This is a genomic window from Staphylococcus sp. FSL W8-0304, from assembly GCF_038006565.1.
In the GTDB taxonomy this organism is placed as follows: Bacteria; Bacillota; Bacilli; order Staphylococcales; family Staphylococcaceae; genus Staphylococcus; species Staphylococcus epidermidis.
The window spans coordinates 200,467-223,970 of sequence record NZ_JBBOVL010000001.1 but is presented as its reverse complement, the minus strand read 5'-3'; the positions used below and the strand labels follow the sequence as shown (position 1 = coordinate 223,970).

General features: G+C 34.3%; 13 protein-coding genes and 1 riboswitch. Of the genes, 2 read left to right on the top strand and 11 right to left on the bottom strand.

Annotation, left to right across the window (positions count from 1 at the left end; all coding sequences use genetic code 11):
- Positions 1-88: 88 nt before the first annotated feature.
- The 4 genes from NST35_RS00930 to lpdA form a co-directional block, all read right to left on the bottom strand.
- Complete coding sequence (locus tag NST35_RS00930; protein ID WP_340747227.1) at positions 89-1,366, bottom strand: dihydrolipoamide acetyltransferase family protein; 1,278 nt, start codon at positions 1,364-1,366, stop codon at positions 89-91.
- A gap of 13 nt (positions 1,367-1,379) precedes the next feature.
- On the bottom strand, positions 1,380-2,420 hold the full coding sequence (locus tag NST35_RS00925; protein ID WP_001830482.1) for an alpha-ketoacid dehydrogenase subunit beta: 1,041 nt from the start codon (positions 2,418-2,420) through the stop codon (positions 1,380-1,382).
- A 70-nt stretch (positions 2,421-2,490) separates the two neighbouring features.
- On the bottom strand, positions 2,491-3,444 hold the full coding sequence (locus NST35_RS00920) for a thiamine pyrophosphate-dependent dehydrogenase E1 component subunit alpha (protein ID WP_002458080.1): 954 nt from the start codon (positions 3,442-3,444) through the stop codon (positions 2,491-2,493).
- 41 nt (positions 3,445-3,485) lie between these two features.
- The gene (gene lpdA, locus NST35_RS00915) at positions 3,486-4,838 is read right to left on the bottom strand and encodes a dihydrolipoyl dehydrogenase (RefSeq protein ID WP_002458081.1); all 1,353 of its coding nucleotides are present in this window, start codon (positions 4,836-4,838) and stop codon (positions 3,486-3,488) included.
- Between the two features lie 325 nt (positions 4,839-5,163).
- Here lpdA and NST35_RS00910 point away from each other — a divergent pair, with 325 nt between their 5' ends.
- Complete coding sequence (locus tag NST35_RS00910; protein WP_002458082.1) at positions 5,164-6,582, top strand: anion permease; 1,419 nt, start codon at positions 5,164-5,166, stop codon at positions 6,580-6,582.
- A gap of 158 nt (positions 6,583-6,740) precedes the next feature.
- Positions 6,741-6,842, top strand: a riboswitch (TPP riboswitch).
- A 55-nt stretch (positions 6,843-6,897) separates the two neighbouring features.
- A complete protein-coding gene (locus tag NST35_RS00905; protein ID WP_002458083.1) occupies positions 6,898-7,809 on the top strand; it encodes an ABC transporter substrate-binding protein in 912 nt (303 codons plus the stop codon).
- Between the two features lie 99 nt (positions 7,810-7,908).
- On the opposite strand, the gene rarD is transcribed toward NST35_RS00905, so the two are convergent.
- The 7 genes from rarD to ausA form a co-directional block, all read right to left on the bottom strand.
- A complete protein-coding gene (rarD, locus tag NST35_RS00900) occupies positions 7,909-8,811 on the bottom strand; it encodes an EamA family transporter RarD (protein ID WP_002458084.1) in 903 nt (300 codons plus the stop codon).
- Between the two features lie 134 nt (positions 8,812-8,945).
- Complete coding sequence (locus NST35_RS00895; RefSeq protein ID WP_002458085.1) at positions 8,946-9,443, bottom strand: MepB family protein; 498 nt, start codon at positions 9,441-9,443, stop codon at positions 8,946-8,948.
- 94 nt (positions 9,444-9,537) lie between these two features.
- A complete protein-coding gene (locus tag NST35_RS00890) occupies positions 9,538-11,241 on the bottom strand; it encodes an ABC-ATPase domain-containing protein (RefSeq protein WP_002458086.1) in 1,704 nt (567 codons plus the stop codon).
- Positions 11,242-11,395: 154 nt separating this feature from the next.
- Positions 11,396-12,736 (bottom strand): glucose transporter GlcP, encoded by a 1,341-nt coding sequence (locus NST35_RS00885; RefSeq protein ID WP_001830529.1) that lies wholly within the window; start codon positions 12,734-12,736, stop codon positions 11,396-11,398.
- Positions 12,737-13,020: 284 nt separating this feature from the next.
- Entirely contained in the window at positions 13,021-15,207 is a 2,187-nt protein-coding gene (lip, locus tag NST35_RS00880; RefSeq protein WP_002458087.1) for a YSIRK-targeted triacylglycerol lipase, read from the bottom strand.
- Between the two features lie 370 nt (positions 15,208-15,577).
- Entirely contained in the window at positions 15,578-16,201 is a 624-nt protein-coding gene (gene ausB / locus NST35_RS00875; protein ID WP_002458088.1) for an aureusimine biosynthesis 4'-phosphopantetheinyl transferase AusB, read from the bottom strand.
- Positions 16,202-16,210: 9 nt separating this feature from the next.
- Complete coding sequence (ausA, locus tag NST35_RS00870; RefSeq protein WP_340747226.1) at positions 16,211-23,374, bottom strand: aureusimine non-ribosomal peptide synthetase AusA; 7,164 nt, start codon at positions 23,372-23,374, stop codon at positions 16,211-16,213.
- Between the last annotated feature and the right edge of the window lie 130 nt (positions 23,375-23,504).

The window sequence follows — 23,504 nt, the reverse complement described above, 5'->3', positions numbered from 1 at the left end:
TCAGTGCTCTATCAATCATTATTTTGAAATTAAATGAAAGCGGGATAACAAAATTGTTCAATGTTGTTATCCCATTCATTGTCACTATCTATAACATTAATAAATAAGGGTTTTCGATATATTTAGCTAGTACTTTAAGAAAATCGGCCGCACCTGCACCATCTAAAATTTGATGATCAAATGTCAGACTTAAAGGAATTTTTGAAACTTGTTTAATGTTATCCGCTTCTAGCACGACTTCTTTAGTTAAAGCACCAACACCTAGAATACCTGTTTCACCTAAATTTAAAATTGGTGTAAAGTATTCTATACCACTAGCACCCATATTAGTAATTGTAAATGTTGCTCCCTCTAATTGCACTGCTCCTGTGTTTCCTTCCCGAATAGCCTCAGCTGATGATTTAATTTCATGGGCTAAAGTACCGATACTTTTTGTATCTGCATGATTAATCACTGGCACCATAAGGCCTTCGTCTAGAGACGTTGCGATTCCTAAATGGACATCTTCATACTCAGTTAATTCGCCTTGTTCATAACGTGCATTCATTGCTCCATATTCTTTAAGTGCAAGGACTACTGCTTTAGCTAATAATGCAGTAACATTTAATTTAACATCTTGATCTGCTTGTTTAAGTTCCGTAGCTAATCTGTCTTTGAAATCTAGCAAGCGATCCGCATCAACCTTACGATGTAATGTTAATTGAGCAGTATTATTAAGACTTTGTCTCATATTTTGAGCAATACGTTGACGCATAGGATTCAATCCTTCACCAATCGCACTTGTATCAACAGTATGTGTTGGAACATGACTTGTATCTTCATTAGATGTCGTATCACTAGCATAGTCGTATCCATTTGCTTCAACACGTTGAATATCTAGTTTTGTAATACGATGATTACCGCCTGTGCCTTTTATCTTGTTAATGTCTAATCCTTTATCCTCAGCCATATTACGTGCGAGCGGTGAGATAAAGATTCTTTCTCGTGATGCGCTTTTAGGCGAATTATCTTTATTATCGTAAGATTGTTGTGATGTATCTTTAACTTCTTGCGTTTCTTTTTCATGCTCGTTGTCTTCTTTTACTTTTTCTGATGCTAAATCATCTTCATCTTTATCAATAGCTTCCCCTTCTTCTCCAATTACACCTAATACCGCTTTAACCTCTGCATCTTCTCCGGCTTGCACTTTAATTTCTAACAATGTCCCACTCGCCGGCACTTCAACATCGTTGGTTAATTTTTCAGAGCTTATTGTAACAATACTCTCTCCTTGTTTTACGGTGTCACCCTCTGATTTAAACCACTCTTCAACTGTTCCCTCTTTCATTGTCATTCCAAGCTTTGGCATAATAATATTTTCACTCATTGTGATACACCTCCTATGCGTTAGCCTTTTTTAAATCATCAATTAATTCAGATGCAATGTCTAATACCTTATCAGCATTCGGCATATATGCCGCCTCTAAGTTCGCTGCAAATGGTACAGGAGTATCTGGTGCAGTCACTTTCTTAATTGGACCATCTAAGTAATCAAATCCTACATCTCCAATCACTGAAGCAACATCTCCTGCAATGTTACACTGTGGATTAGATTCGTCAATAACAATTAGGCGACCCGTTTTCTTTACAGAATCTAAAACTGTTTCTTGATCCCATGGTGACACTGAGCGTAAATCGATAACTTCAACTGATACTTGATCTTCTGCAAGTTTTTCAGCAGTTTCTTCCGCTACAGCTACCATTTTGCCAATAGCCACAATTGTTAAATCGTCACCTTCACGCGTCACATTGGCTTTACCAATTTCTATAGTATACGGTTCTTCAGGAACATTACCTTTTTGTCCTAATAATGTTTTATCTTCTGAAAAGACAACAAGATTGTCCTCTTGAATAGCTGACATCAGTAGACCCTTCGCATCATATGGATTAGATGGAACAACAACTTTAACTCCTGGAATTGCTGCAAACATATTATATAAAGACTGAGAGTGCTGTGCAGCAGCGCTTGCCCCTGCTCCATGAACAGTACGTACAACTAGTGGAATTTTGGCTTTTCCACCAAACATATATCTCATTTTTGCACCTTGATTTAAAATGGGATCTAAACCAAATCCGATAAAGTCGTTGAACATGAGTTCAGCAATTGGACGTAGCCCCGTCGCAGCAGCTCCTACTGCCGTGCTCAATGTAATGTGCTCAGCAATCGGTGTATCGATTACACGTTTACGACTATATTTTTTTGCGAGTCCTTTTGTCACACCAAATACACCACCGAATGTATCGTCATCTTTGATGTGGTCTACCTTTGCACCACCTGAGACATCAGTACCAATTAAAATGACATCCTCATCTTTTTCCATAGATTGGTCAATGGCTTCATTAATAGCACCCATAAATGTTAACTTGCGTTCTTCACTCATCGTAAAAACCTCCTTATGTGGTTAGGTCATTTGTTCTTATATCTTTTAATAAATATTCCAACCTTCTGATTTAAGCAAAAACATCTTTGTATAAAGAATCCTCATCTGGTAATTCGCTTTCTTCAGCAAATTTCACAGCATCTTCTACCGCTTGCTCAGCTGCTTTTTCTATTTCATCTGCTTCTTTTTCAGTGAGCCAATTTTCTTCAATTGCTCTTTTTCTAAATTCAACTGTCGCATTTTTATCTGCATTACGATCATCTGGTGATTTTACTTTTTGCTCATCACCTTCAAAATGTCCATATTTACGATACGTATCACATTCAATTAACGTTGGTCCTTCACCTTTTTTAGCGCGTTCTACAGCCTCTTGTGTTGCTTTATATACTTCCACAACATCCATGCCATCAACACGTACACCCGGCATATTATAAGCCGCAGCACGCTCTGCAATTGTTTCAGAAGCACTTGCGTAGTCATGTGTTGTTCCTTCAGCAAATTGGTTATTTTCACATATAAAAAGAACAGGTAAATCTAAAATTGAAGCAAAATTAAGACCTTCATGGAAATTACCTTCATTTGCAGCACCATCACCAAAGAAACATACCGCAATATTATCTTTACCTTGATTGATGATAGAAATACTTGCGCCAATTGCTAACCCAAAACCACCACTGACAATACCATTCGCACCGAGCATTCCTTTGTCAATTTCTGCAACATGCATTGAGCCACCTTTACCGTGACCTAATCCGTCACGTTTGCCCATAATTTCTGCCATCATACCATTTAAATCGCATCCTTTTGCAATCGCATGACCATGACCACGGTGTGTACTTGTAATATAGTCATCATCACTTAATTGAGACATAACACCTGTTGCAACGGCTTCTTCACCTACATATAAGTGTACGAATCCTGGGATTCTACCATCACTAAAAATTTTGTGTACCTTTTCTTCAAAAAATCGAATTTCGTTCATCGTTTTATAAATCCAACGTGCTTGTTCTTTTTCCATTTTCATTGTCAATTCCTCCTATCTTTCATAGGTCATAAAGTTTAAAACTACATATGAATTGCAGAATCAAAAAATGCATCTGCACCCTCACCTATTGCTTCTAATAAAGCCGGGTGTGGTTGAATAATTTGAGAAAGTTCATGAATCGTACCCTCTGATGCTTTGACACTTAAAAGTTCTCCAATGATATCTGTAGCATGTGGTCCTACAATAAAAGCACCAAGAACCTCTCCATACTTTTTATCAACGACAAGTTTAATAAATCCTTCATTTTCTCCTTTAATTAACGCCTTTGCATTCCCTTGAAATGCTGATTGAGTCACTTTCACATCATAACCAGCCTCTTTAGCTTGCGCTTCTGATAACCCAACTGATGCTGCTTCAAGTCTTGTGTATATACAACGCGTAATATCTTCTTGACGCACAAGTGACGGCTGTTTGTTCATTATTGTTTCGACAACATGAATGCCATGCGCACTTGCTGCATGTGCAAGTTGATATCCTTTAATTAAATCTCCTATAGCATAGACATGTTTTTGACTCGTTTCATAATGTTCATTGACTTTAAAGAATTTACCATCCATTTCCAAATTTAAATTCTTTGCAACTTGCGTATTCGGTTGTCTACCTGTTGCAACAAGAAGGGTATCAAAGCTAACATCATCTTGCCCATCTAATATTATTTTCGATTCCTTAACTTGTTTTATCTTTGCTTTCGTCAGTATCTTAATACCTTGATTATCTAAATGTGCTTTTAACATTTCTCTAGTTTCGTTGATTTCAGTTAATAAAATGTCATCTGCAACTTCTATTATCGTAACTCTAACTCCAAGATCAGCCATTGAGGATGCGAGTTCTGTTGCAATCACACCCCCACCGATAACCGCTAACTGTTTTGGTAGCTTCTCTAAATCGAAAAATGTATCGGTTGTTTCATAATTGACTTGATCTAACCCATCAATTGGTGGAATGAACGGCTGACTGCCAGTTGCTAAAATGATATCTTTCGCTTGATACGTTTCATTGTTAACGTCCACTTTTAAGTTTTTAGAAATTCGTGCTTCCCCTTCAATATAAGCAACTTTATTTTTCTTTAACAACTGCTTCACGCCACCCGTAAGTGTTTGTACAACTTTCTTTTTACGTTGGACAAATTGAGTAAAATCAATTTTTAAGTCTTTCGTTGTGATACCCCAATCATTTGCAACTCGTATGTTGTGTGCTTTCTCGCCGTGTTCTAACAACGTTTTAGAGGGGATGCAACCTACATTTAAGCACGTGCCTCCAGCATTATTTTTTTCAATGACTGCAACATTTTTACCAAGTTGCGCACCACGTATTGCAGCTACATAGCCACCAGGTCCAGCTCCTATTACGATTAAGTCATATGATTTACTCATATAATAAATGCCTCCTTTCACCAATAGTACGTTGTGCCATCCCAATTTCATTTGCATGAGGAATAAGAAATTTTACATTTGTAAGCGCTTTCTTATTCCTTCAATTCCATTCTACTTCAAGTATTTTGAGTTTTCAAACAATTGTATGTTATTAATTATTAATACTTTATAAACTTTATAAATTACTGTTTATCTAACTCTTAAACTGATTTAAAAAAGTAATGATGTTTAAAGATTGTATAATTATAAAAAGACCTGTACATCAGCGTGTGATAAGACTATGATTAAAATGTAAAAAAGATTTTAGATAAAGGAAGATGGTGTCGTGGGAAGTACTGTTAAATATCGTAAATTTATTCTACCTATTGTCGTTGGTTTAATTATCTGGGCATTGACACCTATTAAACCAGATGCCTTAAATGATCAAGCCTGGTATATGTTTGCTATTTTTGTGTCAACCATCATTGCTTGTATTACTCAACCTATGACTATAGGTGCCGTATCAATCATTGGGTTTACAATCATGATTTTGGTTGGAATTGTTGATACAAAAACTGCCGTTCAAGGCTTCGGTAATAGTAGTATTTGGCTTATTGCAATGGCCTTTTTCATTTCAAGAGGATTTGTAAAAACAGGGCTAGGTCGACGTATTGCTCTACAATTCGTTAAATTATTTGGAAAGAAAACGCTTGGTTTGGCTTATTCACTTGTTGGTGTTGATCTTATCTTAGCTCCTGCTACTCCAAGTAATACAGCACGTGCTGGTGGTATTATGTTTCCAATCATTAAGTCTTTGTCAGAGTCATTTGGTTCATCGCCGAAAGATGGCTCTGAGAGAAAAATGGGTGCGTTTTTAATCTTTACTGAGTTCCAAGGTAATTTAATTACTTCAGCTATGTTTTTAACAGCTATGGCCGGTAACCCTATAGCGCAAAGTTTGGCTGAAAAAACGGCACACGTTCAAATTACATGGATGAATTGGTTTGTTGCTGCTATTATACCCGGATTAATTTCTCTCATCGTTGTCCCTTTCATTATTTATAAATTATACCCACCAACTGTTAAAGAAACGCCTAACGCTAAAAAATGGGCTACTGAACAACTAGAAGAAATGGGACATATGTCTATAGCCGAAAAAGTGATGGTTGGTATCTTTATCATTGCATTGGCTTTGTGGGTATTAGGAAGCTTCATTAATGTGGATGCTACGCTCACCGCATTTATTGCTTTAGCATTGTTATTATTAACAGGTGTATTAGCATGGTCAGATATTTTAAATGAAACAGGCGCATGGAATACACTCGTTTGGTTCTCAGTTCTTGTATTAATGGCAGAACAATTAAACAAGTTAGGCTTTATCCCTTGGTTAAGCAAACTCATTGCTCAAGGTTTGAATGGCTTTAGTTGGCCTATCGTTTTAGTTTTACTCATCTTGTTTTATTTCTACTCACATTATTTATTCGCAAGTGCAACAGCACATGTCAGCGCTATGTACGCTGCTTTACTCGGTGTTGCAGTCGCTTCGGGTGCACCGCCATTATTCAGTGCATTAATGTTAGGGTTCTTTGGTAACTTACTGGCATCAACAACACACTATAGTAGTGGACCAGCGCCTATATTATACGCAGCTGGCTATGTTACACAAAAGCGCTGGTGGACTATGAATATTGTACTTGGTATAGTCTATTTTATTATTTGGATCGGTTTAGGTTCACTATGGATGAAACTCATTGGTATGATGTAAAGTTAGAATTTTAATTAAACTTTCGTTCATCAAACATATTGTAAGCTAACGTTTGAAACGTTAGCTTATTTTTTGCATCATACTCCCATGATTAATATTTGCTATATTCATTTTACTTTTTATTCAATTCAACTATGTTATTCTGTACATAGATTAACCAGTATCACTAGGGGTGCAATTCAATTTGCTGAGAGAAAGTCTACTTTCAACCCTTGAACCTGTTGGTTAGCACCAGCGTAGGAAAGTGAGCAATATTGATAACTGTTTCTTCATTCACTTTTTTACGCAATAATTAAATGGATGGAGGAATTTTTTATGGACAAATTAACAGTAGGTTTAGAATGGTTTTTAAATCCTGATCATATGCCATTAATCATAGGTATTGAAAAAGGATGGTTTAAAGAAGAATCATTAGAAATTGAGATGATTGAACCAAAAGAGCACTTTGATGCATTAGACGAGATTGAAAATGGTTCAATGGATATCGCGATTACTGAACCTATTCATCTGGTTCAAGATAGAGCTAAAGAACAAAACGTCATCGGGTTTGCGAGATATCTTCACACTAACGGCGGTATTATGTATAACAAAGATAAAAATATCGCTCGCCCCAAAGATTTAATCGGTAAGCGACTTCAATATCCTGGCGCTCCCGGTCCAGGTGGTATTGCCATGGCTAAAACGATGATTGAAGCAGATGGCGGCACATATAAAGAGGGTGACATCACACCAGTTAATCATAGCTTTTATCATACTGATGCACTTTTAACTGATAAAGCTGATGCTGCTACACTTATTTTCGAAAATTTTGAAATTCTTGAAGCTAAAAATCAAGGACTAAATGTAGATTATTTTCCACTAAAAAATTATAATGTACCTGATTTTTGTCAACTCATTTTCATTACTACACCTGAAGTATTAAATACGAGTGAGATCAAACTTAGAAAGTTTCTGAAGGTCATTCAAAAGGCCATTCATTACATCAATCATCATTTAGCAAGTGCAATTGAAATTTACTCAATGTATACTCGAACTGATATCTCTAACCAATTAAACAAAGATACAATTGAAGCAACAGCTAAATGTTTTACAAATGATTTGTCTATGAGTTCCGACTACTACAATGATTTACAGTTGTGGCTTAAAGAAGTCAATGATATTAAAGACACGATTAACCCAACTTTATATTTTACAAATCAACTACTATTCAGTCGATATACAAAATAAAAAATACACCTTCACTCTATTTAAACGTTGATGTACACATCAATAGTTAGAATCAATATCTAATTTAGAGAATGCACATTAAATAAAGTGAAGGTATATTTATTTTACAACTGGGTTTTTCTTAATTTGAACATATTGAGAAATACTATATAACACAATACCTATCCATATAAAAATAAAGGTAATCAATTGATCAGTGTTAAATGGCTCTTTAAAGACAAAGATACCTAAGATAAACATGATTGTCGGCCCTACATATTGAATGAAGCCAGTTAACGATAATGGAATTCGCTTAGCACCTGCTGAGAACAGAATCAATGGTATTGCTGTAATTGCACCTGAAAATAGTAGCCAAAATGATGATATATTTAATCCAAATGTTATGTGTTGTTGCTGCCATAGGTAAATAACATAGATTAAACCTGCTGGTGCAGTAACAATACATTCAATAGTGATGCTACTTATCGCATCGATATGCACAATCTTTTTTAGTAAACCATAAATACCAAAAGAAAATGCTAACAGAAGTGAAATAAATGGAAATTCACCGATTTTTATTGTCATATAAAGTACGCCTACTAATGCAAAGATGATGGCTAACCATTCGAATTTATTAAATCTCTCTTTTAAAAATATAAGCGCCAAGACGATACTCACTAGTGGGTTAATGTAGTAACCTAGGCTAGATTGTAGCACGTGACCATTAGATACTGCCCAAATAAATGTCCCCCAATTCACTGTAATAACATACCCTGCAACTATGATGGCAATAAGTTGTACGGGATGCGATACCAACTGATTAACATCTCTAAAAAAAGCGTTCCGTTGATTTTTTCCTATAATGAGCACAAAAATCATAAATATCACTGAAAAAATAATGCGGAATGCCAAAATTTCAAAAGCGCCTATTTCATCAATTAAACGCCAATAAATGGGTAAAATCCCCCATAAAATATAAGCACCTAAAGCTAAAAATATTCCTTTTTTATACTCCGAAGACACCATTAACCCTCCCTCAATATAAGTGATTAGAAAATGAGACTCATTCCAACTCATTGACAGTTATGTAATCAAGTTTACTAATAAAACAGTAATATTTATACATATCTGTTTGCGCACAGCTTTTGATTTTATAATCAATCTTCATTAAAATAAGCACGTTTAATACTTGGTACATCAATTGTTTGAGACATATCTATAAAGTATTGTTTTTGCCACGCTTGTGTCTTTTGAGCGACACGATTTAAATCTTTCTCCCAAGTAGGATACACTCGAAAAGCCATTTTCCCTTTAGATTCATGATGTCTTAAAATACCTTTATGGAAAAGTACATGTTTTGGAAAAATAAACTGACCTACTTGAGAATCATCTATCACATGTACAATTAATTTCCCAGGAAATGACTCGTAGTCAAATGCACGATTTTTCTTTGTTTTATCTTTTTCCCAAAGCGATAAAAAATATCCTTTTTTCTTTGTTGTTTTTTTAGCTAACCTACTTTTAAATACGTAGTCGTTAATATTAAAATTGTATGCCTCATAAGACTGATTCCATTGTTCATCTCTTATAATTAATGATTGTTGTAAATTCATTATCTTTATGATGTGATTTAACAATCGAACTGAAGACTTCATCTTCATACTCCCCTTTATTTTCAGTCTCAAAGTTCAACACATCGACGCAAACTCTGAGATACTTTTATAATAAATATTTAAAATGGGCATATATTTATTCCCTTTGCTTTATTTTTAATCTACGATATCGATTAAGTGTCGCAATAAACTCCTGCTTTCTAGGTAGCGCTAAATGACCAGGATGACCATGATGATTTGATATAACATCTAATCCGTGTTTCTCAATCCGTTGATACAAACAATTGGTCAATTCTACAATCGTACTTTTGTCATCTAGCAATTCATTTTTTACATAACTTAACATCATCGCTAAACCTTGTGTTTGACTGTCATCGACAAGTTGTTCTAAGCCAGAAATATGAATAGTTTCCTTACCATACGTTACTACATTCAATCCTTTAGCTTTAAAGCGATCACGTTTCCCTTTTTGATTAAAACTCGCTCTCAACGGAATTCTTGATGGAATGTGACCGAACTGATTGTGAGAAGAAACCTTTCTTTGATAACCGTCTGACTGCGCAATGTCTTTAGCTTGTTGCGTAACATCTTTCAATACATATTCATCCATCATCAATACTTGATCTGCCACGTCAAAATAATCTCCCGAACCTCCAACGATTAGAATAGTCGACACGTTATGGTCGTCATATAATGCTTTTACCTTATTAGAAAAGGGTGTAATCGGCTCTTTTTCGGGAGCAATTAAACGTTGCATACGACCATCACGAATCATGAAATTCGTTGCAGATGTATCTTCATCAATGAGTAACAATGACGCTTGTGATTCTAAAGCTTCCATGACATTTGCAGCTTGAGACGTACTACCACTCGCATTTTCAGTTGAAAAATGTGTAGTATCTTTTTCACCTGGCAAATGATCAATAAATGGCTGGATATTAACATTTTGAATACTTCTTCCGTCTTCAGCACGAATTTTCATTGCATCTTGATTTGTAATCACATATTCTCTACCATCACCAGCAATATGATTATATACACCTCGTTCTAACGCTTCAAGTATTGTTGATTTACCATGATAACCGCCTCCAACTATTAGTGTAATGCCTTTGGGAATACCCATACCCTTAATAACTTTTCCACTCGATAGTTTCATTACAATCTCACATTGTTTGGGACTTTTAAATTCAATAGCGTTATTCATAGGTAGATCTGAAACACCACTTTTTCTTGGTAAAATAGCACCATTTGCTACAAATGCAACAAGGTCACGTTTTACTAACTGTTGTCTAATCTCCTCTTGATCCATCACTAATTCAACTTGTTGTTGCAATTGTGAACCATTAATGTTGCGATAACATAAGGCATGTTCTACTATTTGAGGCAATACATTAATAAGTGTATGTCTTGCTATTCTACCTAATATGGTACGTCCTCGTGCTGGTAATCCAACTTCAATACGTGCCTCAATTTGATGGTTCTTAATTACTACTGCGGTACGCTCTAAGATTTCTTGGCCACAACTATCAATTTGAATTTTACTTACTTTTTTATCTTGGGCTACTATTGATTGAATCTGCTTATGAAACACGCGTGCTAAGTAATCACTCACAGCCCGTTGTTTCAGTTCAGAATTTAATAAAGAATCAGGAAATTTTGCTTGTTGGCGATCTATAACGACACTCATCTTAGATGGTGGCGCAAATGGATCAGCTTGAATATGGTCAATACGTAGTTTAAATAAATTAAATTCGTATAGGTCTTTTATTTGCTTATACGCACCGTACTTTTGACCGTCTAACGATGTTAAAATCTGTTCAAGTGCTTGGGCACCTTTCATATTTTCAACCTCCAACGTTCATATATCATTACTTTTATTCTTGTGCTTACTATCAAGTGTACTAAACGTTGACATTCCTACAAAAATATTTGAACTAAAAAATACTCCAAATTTTCAACTATACATTGAAAATTTGAAGTACTTCACATTGTAATTATTCAGTTCTTGCGCCTGTACGTTCACGTAATTCATATTCTATTTCTTCTAAACTACGTCCGCGTGTTTCTGGTAAGAATTTAATTACGAAAATCATCGCTAAAACACCTATGAACGCAAAAATTAAGAATACCCATTCTGTACTTAATGCATCACTTAATATTGGGAAGAATAATGACACGATAAGCGTTCCAATATTTAGCACAAGCGCTGAAATACCAGTAGCAGCGCCACGTGCGCGCATTGGGAATAATTCAGGTAGCATAACCCATAGAACAGGTCCCCAAGAAATCCCGAAGAATACGATAAATAATGATAAACAAACAATAATAATCCACGCTGATGAAGCGATTCCAATTGTCCAAATTAAGATTGCCATAATTAATAATGAGGCAATCATACCAATATTACCACCAACAAGTAATTTTTTACGATCAATCTTATCTACTACAAAAATGGCAACTATTGTTACAAGAACATTAATAGTTCCTATACCAACTGAACCTAATATAGACGCCGCTTCACCCAGTCCAGCCTTAGCAAAGATTGAAGATGAATAGAAAATGACCGCATTGATACCAATAAATTGTTGGAAAATAGCAAATATACAACCTACAATTAATATTCTACCTAACCATGGTGATTTAATGACTGTCCATGTTGATTCAGAGATAGCGTTAATTTCTTTCATTTCTTTAAGTTCTTTATCAATTTCGCTATCGTCATAGGTAATCTTCATCACTTGACGAGCGGCTTCTTCGTTTCTATTTTCAAGTAACCATCTTGGACTCTCAGGCATAAAATAAATACCCACGAGTAAAATAACCGATGGAACAACTGCTAATCCAAGCATCCAACGCCAACCCTCAATATCCGCAAATGCATAGTTGACTAAATATGCTGCTAAAATACCAATTGTAATCATTAGTTGATTAAGTGAACCTAGTGAACCACGATATTCTGTCGGCGCCATTTCACTTAAATAAACAGGTACTGTAGACATCGAACCACCCACTGCTAAACCAATAATTAAACGTCCAATAATTAATAATGCTAAATTGGTTGATGCAGCAAGAATCAGTGCCCCAATAATAAATACAATAGCGATGAGCATTACTAGACGTCGACGACCTAATTTATCGGCAAGTGGGCCACTGCTTCCTGCACCGACTATTGCGCCAATTAACATTGAAGACACAACGATACCCTCAGTTGTACTATTGAGAGGTATGTCTTTATGTATAAATAATAAAGCACCGGAAATCACACCATTATCATAACCATATAATAAGCCACCAAGTGCTCCCAAAATAAAGATTAAATACTTATTTGCTTTCATTCGTATCATTCCTTTTTCTATAGCTAGACTAATTATAATGCCTATATGAAAGCGTTTCAACATAATTTTATTAACATTTACTTATGAATGGTTATGATTTGATATTCAAGTCAAGTATAAATAAATATCATCATATTGCTTAAATTATCTATATCAATAACTTCACTAATCATAGCAATTTAAATATAATCATTGATTCTAGAAATACATATATAAATAAAACACCCTATCCGCTCACAATTTCTATCGACCGGATAAGGTGCCTTTGATTTTTCTTTATTTAATTATTGTTTATCTGTCACTTTTTCATTACGTACCATATCTTCAAACATATTGTCCCAGAAATCTTCTAATTCTTCTTTAGAGATACGAACTTCTGATGTATCTGTACCAACGAAGTCACCATGGTCCCAATTATGTTTAACTGGTGTCACTTGCCATACTCCTTTTTGAACTTGATCTGTCGCAGACGTATGCGCTTGGTTCAATGGATATTGCCCAGAGATGACAGACACAAGTCCATCGTTTTCTCTCCACGCTTTGTCTTTTACTTTACCAATCGTATTTGCAGTTAATGTATAGCCTATGTTCATATTGACATCTGCTTTTTGAGTACCATTTGGACCTGGTCTTGTAGATTCACCCTGATATGTTTTGTAAACAATATTGGGGTTTAAAGATGTTTTTTGATTTAAGATATCTGTACCCTCAGTAGTTAAATCATAGAATCCATTATCTTTTGTTGTCCATAATTTACTTTGTTTCACACGTTGAATATATTGAACTAATGTTTCGTCTTCTCTTTGTTTAAGTCCCCATTGACTTAAACCAACATCAACATGAGATAATTTATTACCTTTTGACCTTGCATAGTCATATGCTACTTGTCTAATGATTTCTTCATTACCTAATAAATCTGCAGCATGGGTGCCATTATGTGGTGTGGCAATAGTAGTAATAGACGATATCATATTATCTTGCCCACCTTTATATAACGGAGAAATGTCACCACCATGTTGTTTTTGGTATTCTACCTCTTCTGGACTACCATGACGTAATAACTCTTCAAGATAACGAATTGTTTGACCACCCATACTATGGCCAATGAGATGAATTTTTTGACCAGGCTTCCAATCCTTATAAGCACCGGCGTATGTTTTTCCGTAACGCTCGTGTCCATATTTTGCAGCATGTGCCGCACCATAGTCTACACGTCCACCTTTAATGTAATAGTACAATTCTACAGCTCTATCATAATTACTGCCAAATGCACTTACACTTGCTTCCATCACGTTATAACCTTTAGCTCTATAATCTTGAATAATTTTGAGACGGTCACCACCCCAATAGTTACCTTTTCCTGTAATGGGACCAGTTCCTGATGCATAACCATTAAATCCATGTACAAGAATAATAGGATCATGATTTTTATATTCTTTTTGTGATGCTACTTTATTTGTTTGATCCTTCAATTCTTTGGATGCCTCTGTTGTCGCAGTATTTCTTGTTGTTGCCTGAGAATTTTTAGTGAGTGCTTTAATCCCTTTTCTAGAATCATCTTTTTCATTTTCAGGAGATTCTTTTGTTGAAAGATCTTTGTCTATGTCATCCACTTTAAGTTCTTTATCTGATGATGTTGTTGACTTTTCTTGATTTAAACGTTCATCTCCACGATTATTTCGAGTAACACCCGCATCTTTTGCTGTTATATGTTGCTCTGAAACGTTCTCAGATGCAGTATCCTCATTCGATTGCGTTGCATCTTTATTGTATTGATGATCTAATTTTCCATCTATTCTTGAAGATTTTTGAGCCTTATCGATGCTCGATTGTTGGAGGTTAATTTTTTCTTGAGATTTTTCTTGGTCTATATTTTGATTTTCTTGTTGAGCATTTTTTACATCTTTACTTTGTAACTGCTTTTGCTCGTTTGTAATATCCTGTTCACGTGATTCTTTCATTTTTGTTTGTTCAGATGTTGTTTTATCATCTTGTTGGGGTTGTACTAGGCTTTTTGCATTTTCATTTTTTCTAGTTTCTTCTTTTTTTGCATTTATACCTTTCGTTGTATGTTCCGCAACTTTTTTAGGATTTTGTTGATCATTCTTTGTCATGGATGTCTGAGGTTGATTGGATTGATTATCAATTTGTTTGCTTTCATTAGATTTAACGTCAGTACTAGGTGTCTCATGATATGAGTAGTCATTGTTATGTATTGTTGGATTTTTATCAATTGTTTCTGAATGGTAATTTTTATTATCTTTATTCTCAGGTTGTTGAATTTCTTGATCTTTGTGTTGCAGCTCAATAGAATGTGATGCACTTACTTCTGATTGTTCTTGATTTTCAAGTTGATTGGATTCAGCAGCATGTACTGAGCCTCCGCCAATAAATAACATCGATGTAACAATGATTGAAGACGCACCAACACTTAACTTTCGAATGCTATATGAATTCTTTTTATTTTTCATGTTTAAAGCACCTCTATCTTTTTTATATCATTTATAACCGTGACTTAAATGAAAAAATTAATAATTTCGCGCGGGATAATTTCTAAAATTCTTTGAATCCAGGCTTTCATCAATAAACTCCTCTCTCTTAGCTGAATGATTTAACAATTTATGAGAACAACACCAATTTTACACAATGAATATTAATCTATTATTAATTTCTTTTTACAACTATATAAACAACAATAAAATATGTAGTTAAATTTAAACTTTTAAATACACACATATGCACTATCTCGATAGCAATTAGTCAATCGTACAACCTTTAAAGTTTAAAAAGACACTCAAACGATTTTCATATCGCTTAAGCGTCTTTTATAAATTTACACCATTATAATAATTGTGTGAGCGGCACCACTTCAAAGTTCAAACTATGTTTACTCATATGACAGATTTGAATGAGCCTTTTAAAATAATCCACTGAGGTAAATTGGACCTGTTTTTTTAAAAATCTTAAATTTTGTGTCACATCATAGCGGTCTAAACCATTCACTAATCCCTCACCAATGAGTTTTGTATAACTTTCTTTCTTAGTCCAAATTTCATAAAAATCTTTAAGTGTAGTCACTTGGTTAAATTCATTTGTTGTAAAATTCTTCGCCAAATATTTATAATCTAAGTCTTTCATTTCTTCGATATCAATACCAATAGGCTGATTATCTATTATACAAACGAGATAAGGATAACTATACGAAAGACTCACGTATATATGACAAGAACTTCGTATCTCAACTTTACCCATAGTTGTGATGTGATACCCCCATTCTTTAGGAGTTAATCCAGCACATTGTTCAATAGCATACTGAATCAATACATCACCTAATTGGTGCATAAGTCGATCCTTTAAAAATTTATAGTGCATTCGTTCTGGCTTTTTCAACTGACGAGAACTTCTATTCAAAAGCAATTCTACTTCCTCTAAAGTTTCTGTCATCTTAGTAATATACAAATACATGATTCACCTCTAGTTGGCATCAAATTTTTCAAACAATAAGTGGTACCATTGTTGCAACCATTGGTAAGAAAGATGTGGCCATTCACCTTGTAATTCTTTCATTACTGTTTGAGTCATATTTGAATCTGTCACACCTGAAATTTGATTATCTCCATTACTATTAAGACCAATCAATTCATGCATACCTAATTCATGTAATTTCTGTTCAAACTCACTATCACTTACTACAGTCATTTCTGACCCTTTGGCATTGTCAATTACTTGTTTCATAGTTATTGAACGTGGTGCGTATACATGATAAATAATAGGTATTGCATTGGATCTTGCCAATTTAATAATATGGCGCGCTGTGACATCTATAAATGAAAATTCAACTTTAGCTTTCGATATACTTTCTCCTATAAACGGCATTTTTAATAAATCATGCATGACAATACTAAAACGATTAGTTGTTAAATTTTTCATATTTAATGGTCCGGTAGAAGCACTTGTCAGATTTCCTAATCTTATAATCTGAGCTGCTAGACCTTCATTAACCGCTTCTAACACTTTAATCTCGCTATAAAACTTACTTTTAGTGTATGGTGATGTAAATAACTGGCCTTTATATAGATCTTTTTCAGAAAATGAAATATCGTCTTGATGTGCTTTAAACACCGTACCTACACTTATCGTTGATATATAGATTAATTTCGCTTTTTTATCCTTAGCTAAATCAATTAATGCTTGTGTACTTCTTACATTTACATCAAAAAATGTTTCATCATCACCAAAGTGATCTGTACGTGCTCCGGCATGAATAATTGTATCAATGGCTGAATCGATAATGAGGTGATCAAGTTCTGATAAATCAGCTAAAACAATATCAATATGCTTCATTAATTTATCCACATGAGACATATCAAAATAACAATTTAAATTATTTTCCAAGTTAGTCTTAGCTTGATTGATATCATGACCTCTGACAATACATGTAATTTGATCAGCATTATCTTGCATTTCATCAATTAAATATGCGCCTAGGAACCCCGTTGCACCAGTTAGCAATACATGACCTAAAGATGATTGCGCTAGGTTTTGTGGTTTTAGTTGATATCGTCGTTCAACTAATGATTGTAATTGTGGTAGATGATCTGGTAATACTACTTCTGGTAGTGCTTGGCGTGTTTCTGTGTGATTAGCTATATAACGAACAGTTTTAAATTGATATACATCTTGCATTGTAATGTGTATGCCATTTGATTTTAGTTTTGATACTACCACCATTGCATCTAGTGATGTACCACCCATTTCAAAGAAGTCATCATCTATACTCATAGATGATACGTCCAACACTCCGCTAACGATTTGTGCTATTTCTCGTTCGATATTATTACGTGGTGCAGCAAATTTATTTTTGTGTACATTAGGTACAGGTAATTTTGACTCATCCACCTTATCATTTCCTGTTAATGGTATTTCGCTAATAGCTGTTAATGTCTTAGGAATCATGTATTTAGGCAAATATTGATTTAAATGTTGTGAAATATGATTTTCGTCTTCTTGACTTCCAACATAATAAGCATGTAGCACTTCACGATCACTTTGTTTAGCTAAAATAACAACGCTATCTGTCACAGTATCCACTGAATTAATGATATTTTCAATTTCACCTAGTTCAATGCGATAGCCATGTACTTTAACTTGCTTGTCTATTCTACCAAGAAATTCAATTTGCCCATCTGGCATCAATCGTGCTAAATCACCACTTCGATAAAGTTGTCCTGGACCAAACGGGTTTTCAATAAATTTTTCCGCCGATAGTTCAGGTCTGTTTAAATATCCTGAAGTTAAACTTTCTCCTGCAATACATAATTCACCTGGAATACCAACGCCACATAGTTTACCGCCTGACATAATAAAAATATCAACATTAGCTAACGGTTTCCCAATCGGAATAGTCGATGGTATGGCGTCACCTTTTTTGTATATCCAACAAGATGCGATAACCGTATTTTCAGAAGGACCATAGGCATTAACATACATATCACAATGCTTAGAGATATGCTGCACAAATGCTGGTGTACTTGTCGCACCTCCTGTAATTACTTTAGGAATGTAAAAATGATGCATCACATTATATACCTGTAGTGGGATAGATGCGATGGTGATATTTTCTTGTGAAATTAACTTTTCTAATAAATCTGTATTGGTCCGCTCAACTGATGTTGCAATGACAAGTGGATATCCATTTAATAAACTACAGTAGAAATCAGTTGCCGAAGCATCGAACACATAATTAGCGTACTGCAGATAGACTTCATCATCGGATAAATTGAGTCTTTTTGTCCAAGCACACACTAAATTTAATATATTACGTTGTTTCACTGATACTGCTTTAGGCTTTCCTGTTGTTCCAGATGTATAAATATGATACAAATCATCTTCCAAATTCCCTGCATATTCTATATTTAACCTTTTATTATTTTCAGTGTTATCAATATCTTCGATTTTAATTACTGGTATATGTGAGGATATTGTTTTTCCATATGTGAGAACTGCTGCGACTTCAGCGTCTTTAATAATAAATTCAATACGTTTATCGGGATAAGTGACGTCAATAGGTACATAAGAACCTCCAACTTTTAATACAGCAATCATACTAGCAACCATTTCAAAACTTCGTTCAGTTAAAAGGGCTACACGTTCCCATTTTTGAATGCCATTATGTATCAATGTTTGAGCTATACTATTAGAATAATCATCAAGTTCTTGATACGTCATCGATTGTCCATTCATTTTAAGTGCTACATCATCTGCTTTCGCTTTCATGACATCATGTAAAAGTTGCTGTATTGACTTATTTTTTGGCAAGTCTAAAGAACAATCATTCACATACTTGTCCAACCAAATTAATAAGTCATCATTTTCATCAATATCTTGAATTTTTAGGTTTTCGGTAGATATTACATGTTTAATAATCATTTGAAGTTGTTCAGCAATATGATGAATGGTCTCTTGTTTATATAAATCTGTATTATATTCAATATTAACAACATAGCCATCTTGATCTTCTTCAATAATAAATGACATATCAAATTTAGCTGTTGTTGACTGAGGTGGAATATGTGTCAGTTGACTATGTCCAAAATTCGCATGATTTGTTTCATTATTTTGAAGTACGAGCATCACATCAAATAACGGATTATGTGAAGCATCTCTTTCATCAACAAGATCATTGACTAAGCTTTCAAAAGGATATTCTTGATGTTCATATGCCCCTAGACACATCTCTTTCATCTCAGCCATCAATTGATCCCATGTCTTTTGATCATGTGGTCGACCACGATATACAAGTGTATTAGCAAACATACCTAACATATTTTCAGTATCGCGATGCGTACGCGCACTGATTACACTACCAATAGCGATATCGTCCTGACGTGTATATTTGTGCAATAATACCATGATTGCACTAGCAAAGAACATAAAGTCAGTCACTTGATGTTGTTCTACATAAGATTTCAATTGCTGTTTGATTTGATGATTGTAATGAAACGACAACATATTACCGTTGGTTGTTTTAATACTTGGTCTAGGATAATCCGTAGGCATGTTTAATATTGGAACCTGATTTTCAAATTGTTGTAACCAAAAGTGACGTTGTTTAGATAAATCTCTATGCACCATCCACTCACTATAATCTTTATACTGAAGCTTAAGTTCAGGTAATGATTTATCTTGATATAAAGCGTTCAAATCAGATAGTAAAATCGTGTTACTCATACCATCATTAATACTATGATGAGTATCCATAAATAAATAATCTTGTTGTGGTCCATGTATATATTTAACTCGCATCTGACTTGGTTGTTCTAAATCAAACGGTTCCATAAATGATTGAATAATATCTTGCTCGTTCGTTAGAGATGTCGTTACCTCTTCAAAATCAGGTAAAACATGTGTTGCAATACGTTGTTTAACTTCATTGTCATCAATTACATATTGTGTTCGTAATATTTCATGACGTTCAATTAACTTAGATAATGCACGTTGCAATTGCATAACATTGAGTTCAGAAGATAATCTCCATAAGAATGGAATGTTATACACTGTGTCTTTAGGATTGACCTTCCATAATAAATACATACTTTTTTGAGACGCACTTAAATCATATTGATACGATTCATTTGCTTTGGGAATCACATCATAGACATCATTTTGCAGTTCTTCAATTTGTTGTCCTAGTTGCTCTACAGTAGGAGATTTCATTAAATCACCTACTTTAAGACGTTTTTTCAACCTTTCTTCAATACGGTTTACAACTAATGTTGCTCTAAGAGAATGTCCACCTAGTTCAAAGAAATTATCTTTAATACCTACCTGATCAATATGTAAAATCTCTTCGAAAATACGGCAAACAGTGCGTTCAATATCGTTACGAGGTTCTACATAATTTCTATTATTCTTTAGATTAATTTCAGGTAATGCACGCACATCTAATTTCCCATTCATCGTGATAGGTATACGATCCACCTTCATAAAATGCACAGGTATCATATATTCAGGTAATGTTCCACTTAAAATATCTTTTAATTGACCTGTTGATTTTAATTGCGATGCTTCATAATATGCCACTATTTGTTTATCTTGGTCTTGTTCCCGAACGATGACTACAGCTTTATTAATATCATGTATAGCTTCTAATGCTTTTTCAATTTCTGATAATTCTATTCTAAATCCACGTATTTTAACTTGCTTATCGATACGACTAATATAATCAATATAGCTATCTTCTTGAAGACGAACTAAATCACCGCTACGATAAAGCATTTCATTATTAAAAGGTGACTGAATAAAACGTTCAGCAGTAAGTTTAGGTTGATTTAAATAACCTTTTGCTAAACCTGCACCACCAATGCACAATTCACCTGGAACACCTACACCACAAATACGTTCACCTTGCATGACATAAACTGTCGTTCCACTAATAGGTAAACCAATAGGTATACGTGAAGGCATCTCTTGTGGAATCGCAAAAGTTGTAGTAAATGTTGTTTTCTCTGTCGGTCCATAACCATTGATTATTTGAGGATGACACTCACGTGAATTTAATAAGTGAACCCACTTAGCATTTAACACTTCCCCACCGATAAGCAAATAAGTTAAAGATTCTAATGCTTCGATACGTTCGCTGGCAATTTGATTAAATAAAGATGACGTTAACCACATCGTGTTGACTTTATTTTCAGTAATAGCTTGATCTAACAATTGAGGATTTAACAATGTATCTTTAGATGTAATGACTAACCGTCCACCATTCAATAATGGACCATATATTTCAAAGGTTGCTGCATCAAAAGCTACTGTTCCTGATAATAAGACGGCTGTATTTTCGTTCAATTCGACATAATTTGGATTGTGTACTAAGCGATCAATACCTCTATGTGGCACCAGTGTCCCTTTAGGCTTACCAGTCGTTCCTGATGTATAGATGACATAAGCGATATCTTCTGAACAATTAATGCCTTTCGGGTCATCAATCTCTTGTTCTCTTGAACCAACTATAAATTCTATATCCATTTGAGGTAAATCTGATTGAAACGATGTACGATATGTTACAACCGCTTTAGGTTGTGCGTCCTCAATAATATAATTCATTCTTTCTTCAGGATAATCTGGATCAATTGGTATATAGCCTGCACCAGCTTTCAAGATGCCTAACATTCCAATAATCATCTCTAAGCTGCGTTCTGCTATTAATGCCACCAAATCATTAGGTTCAATCTGATTATTTAAACGCAATCTATATGCTAAAAGATTCGCACATTGATTTAATTGATGATATGTCATCGATTGTTGTTCATATTGCAACGCAATACTATCTGGATGTTGGTGCACTTGACGTTCGAATCTTTCAACCACGGTTTTATAAGTGACCTCACTATAATTGATGTCATTGTTTTGAAAATTGATGTCGTTATATTTAGCTAAATCTGATCGATCACTGAGTTTTATATCTTTAATTAATAATGATGGATTTTGTGTAATTTGCATATAAATTCCATTAATTAATTTGACTAACGTATGTACAGTTAAATCATCATAAACGTTGTCATTATAAACTATATCAAAACCACCCTGTACATGAGGATAAAACTCTAAATCCGCTAATGATGATGCTTCATTGTATAGACGATGTATATGATGACATATATGATTAAGCTCAAATTGTTCTTGTACTTTTTCAATATGAATCATCGTTTCTACATCTGTTTGTACTGCTTTAGGTTGAACAACAAAAGACGCGCCACACATTTGAAGCTCTTCAAGTAGTGCGGAACACTCATCCACCATATCTTTTACGGTGTCACTTTGACTAATAGTTAAATTAAGTGGGGCAATGTCTGTGTTTAAAACCATCATATTCTCAGTATTTTTATTATCTATCGCAAAATGGATGCCTAACGTCACATCAGAAGACTGACTTATAAAATGATGCGCTAAGTAAATACTTACAATCCACACATCAATGTCTAAAGATGGTAGTTCTGTATGTAAAGAACACATTTTTTTCTTTTCACATGTATTCCTAACAGGTATGTAAGTGTAATTATCACCGTCTGCATTCAATACGTTGAAGTGCTTTAATGGACACTCAGCTTGATTTTGATCCATCTTTTGGTTCATTTCTTTGATCCAATTATAAAAATCCGAGATACTATATTCACTTTTTAAAGAGTGGGTATAAGCGATATTTACTTGTTGCAAAAATGGAGTTAATTGACTTTCATTAAAAATAGTAGCGTGGAAATCTAAAAGTAGATAGGCTTCATCAAGAAATTGATAAATCTTAAAATTAAACAGAGGTAATTGATTGAAATGGTAGGAATTTAAATTACGTGTAAAGAATGCTTCTAAATCTATGCTTTGCGACATTTCATTAACTTCTTTAATTTCAATAAATGGAAAAAAATCTCTTAAACTTATCTTGAGTTGATTAAAATCATCTGTCACAAACTGTGTGCGCAACACAGGTTGATTTTGAACGACATCTAATAATGCATACATTAATCTATGTAAATCAATGTCGGGACTTAACTTTACCCAATATGTCACCCTGTGTTCTGAACTTGATTGATTTAAATGTTTAAAATAAAAATACTTTTGAAAATATAGTGCTTCAATATTCATTAGAGTCCTTCTTTCATATTCATTCCCAAAATAACTCATAAACAACATACTTCATATTTTCTAGCCATGATTTATATTAGTATACTCTCACTATAGAAAACAATTGGGAATATGAAAATTAACAAAATCT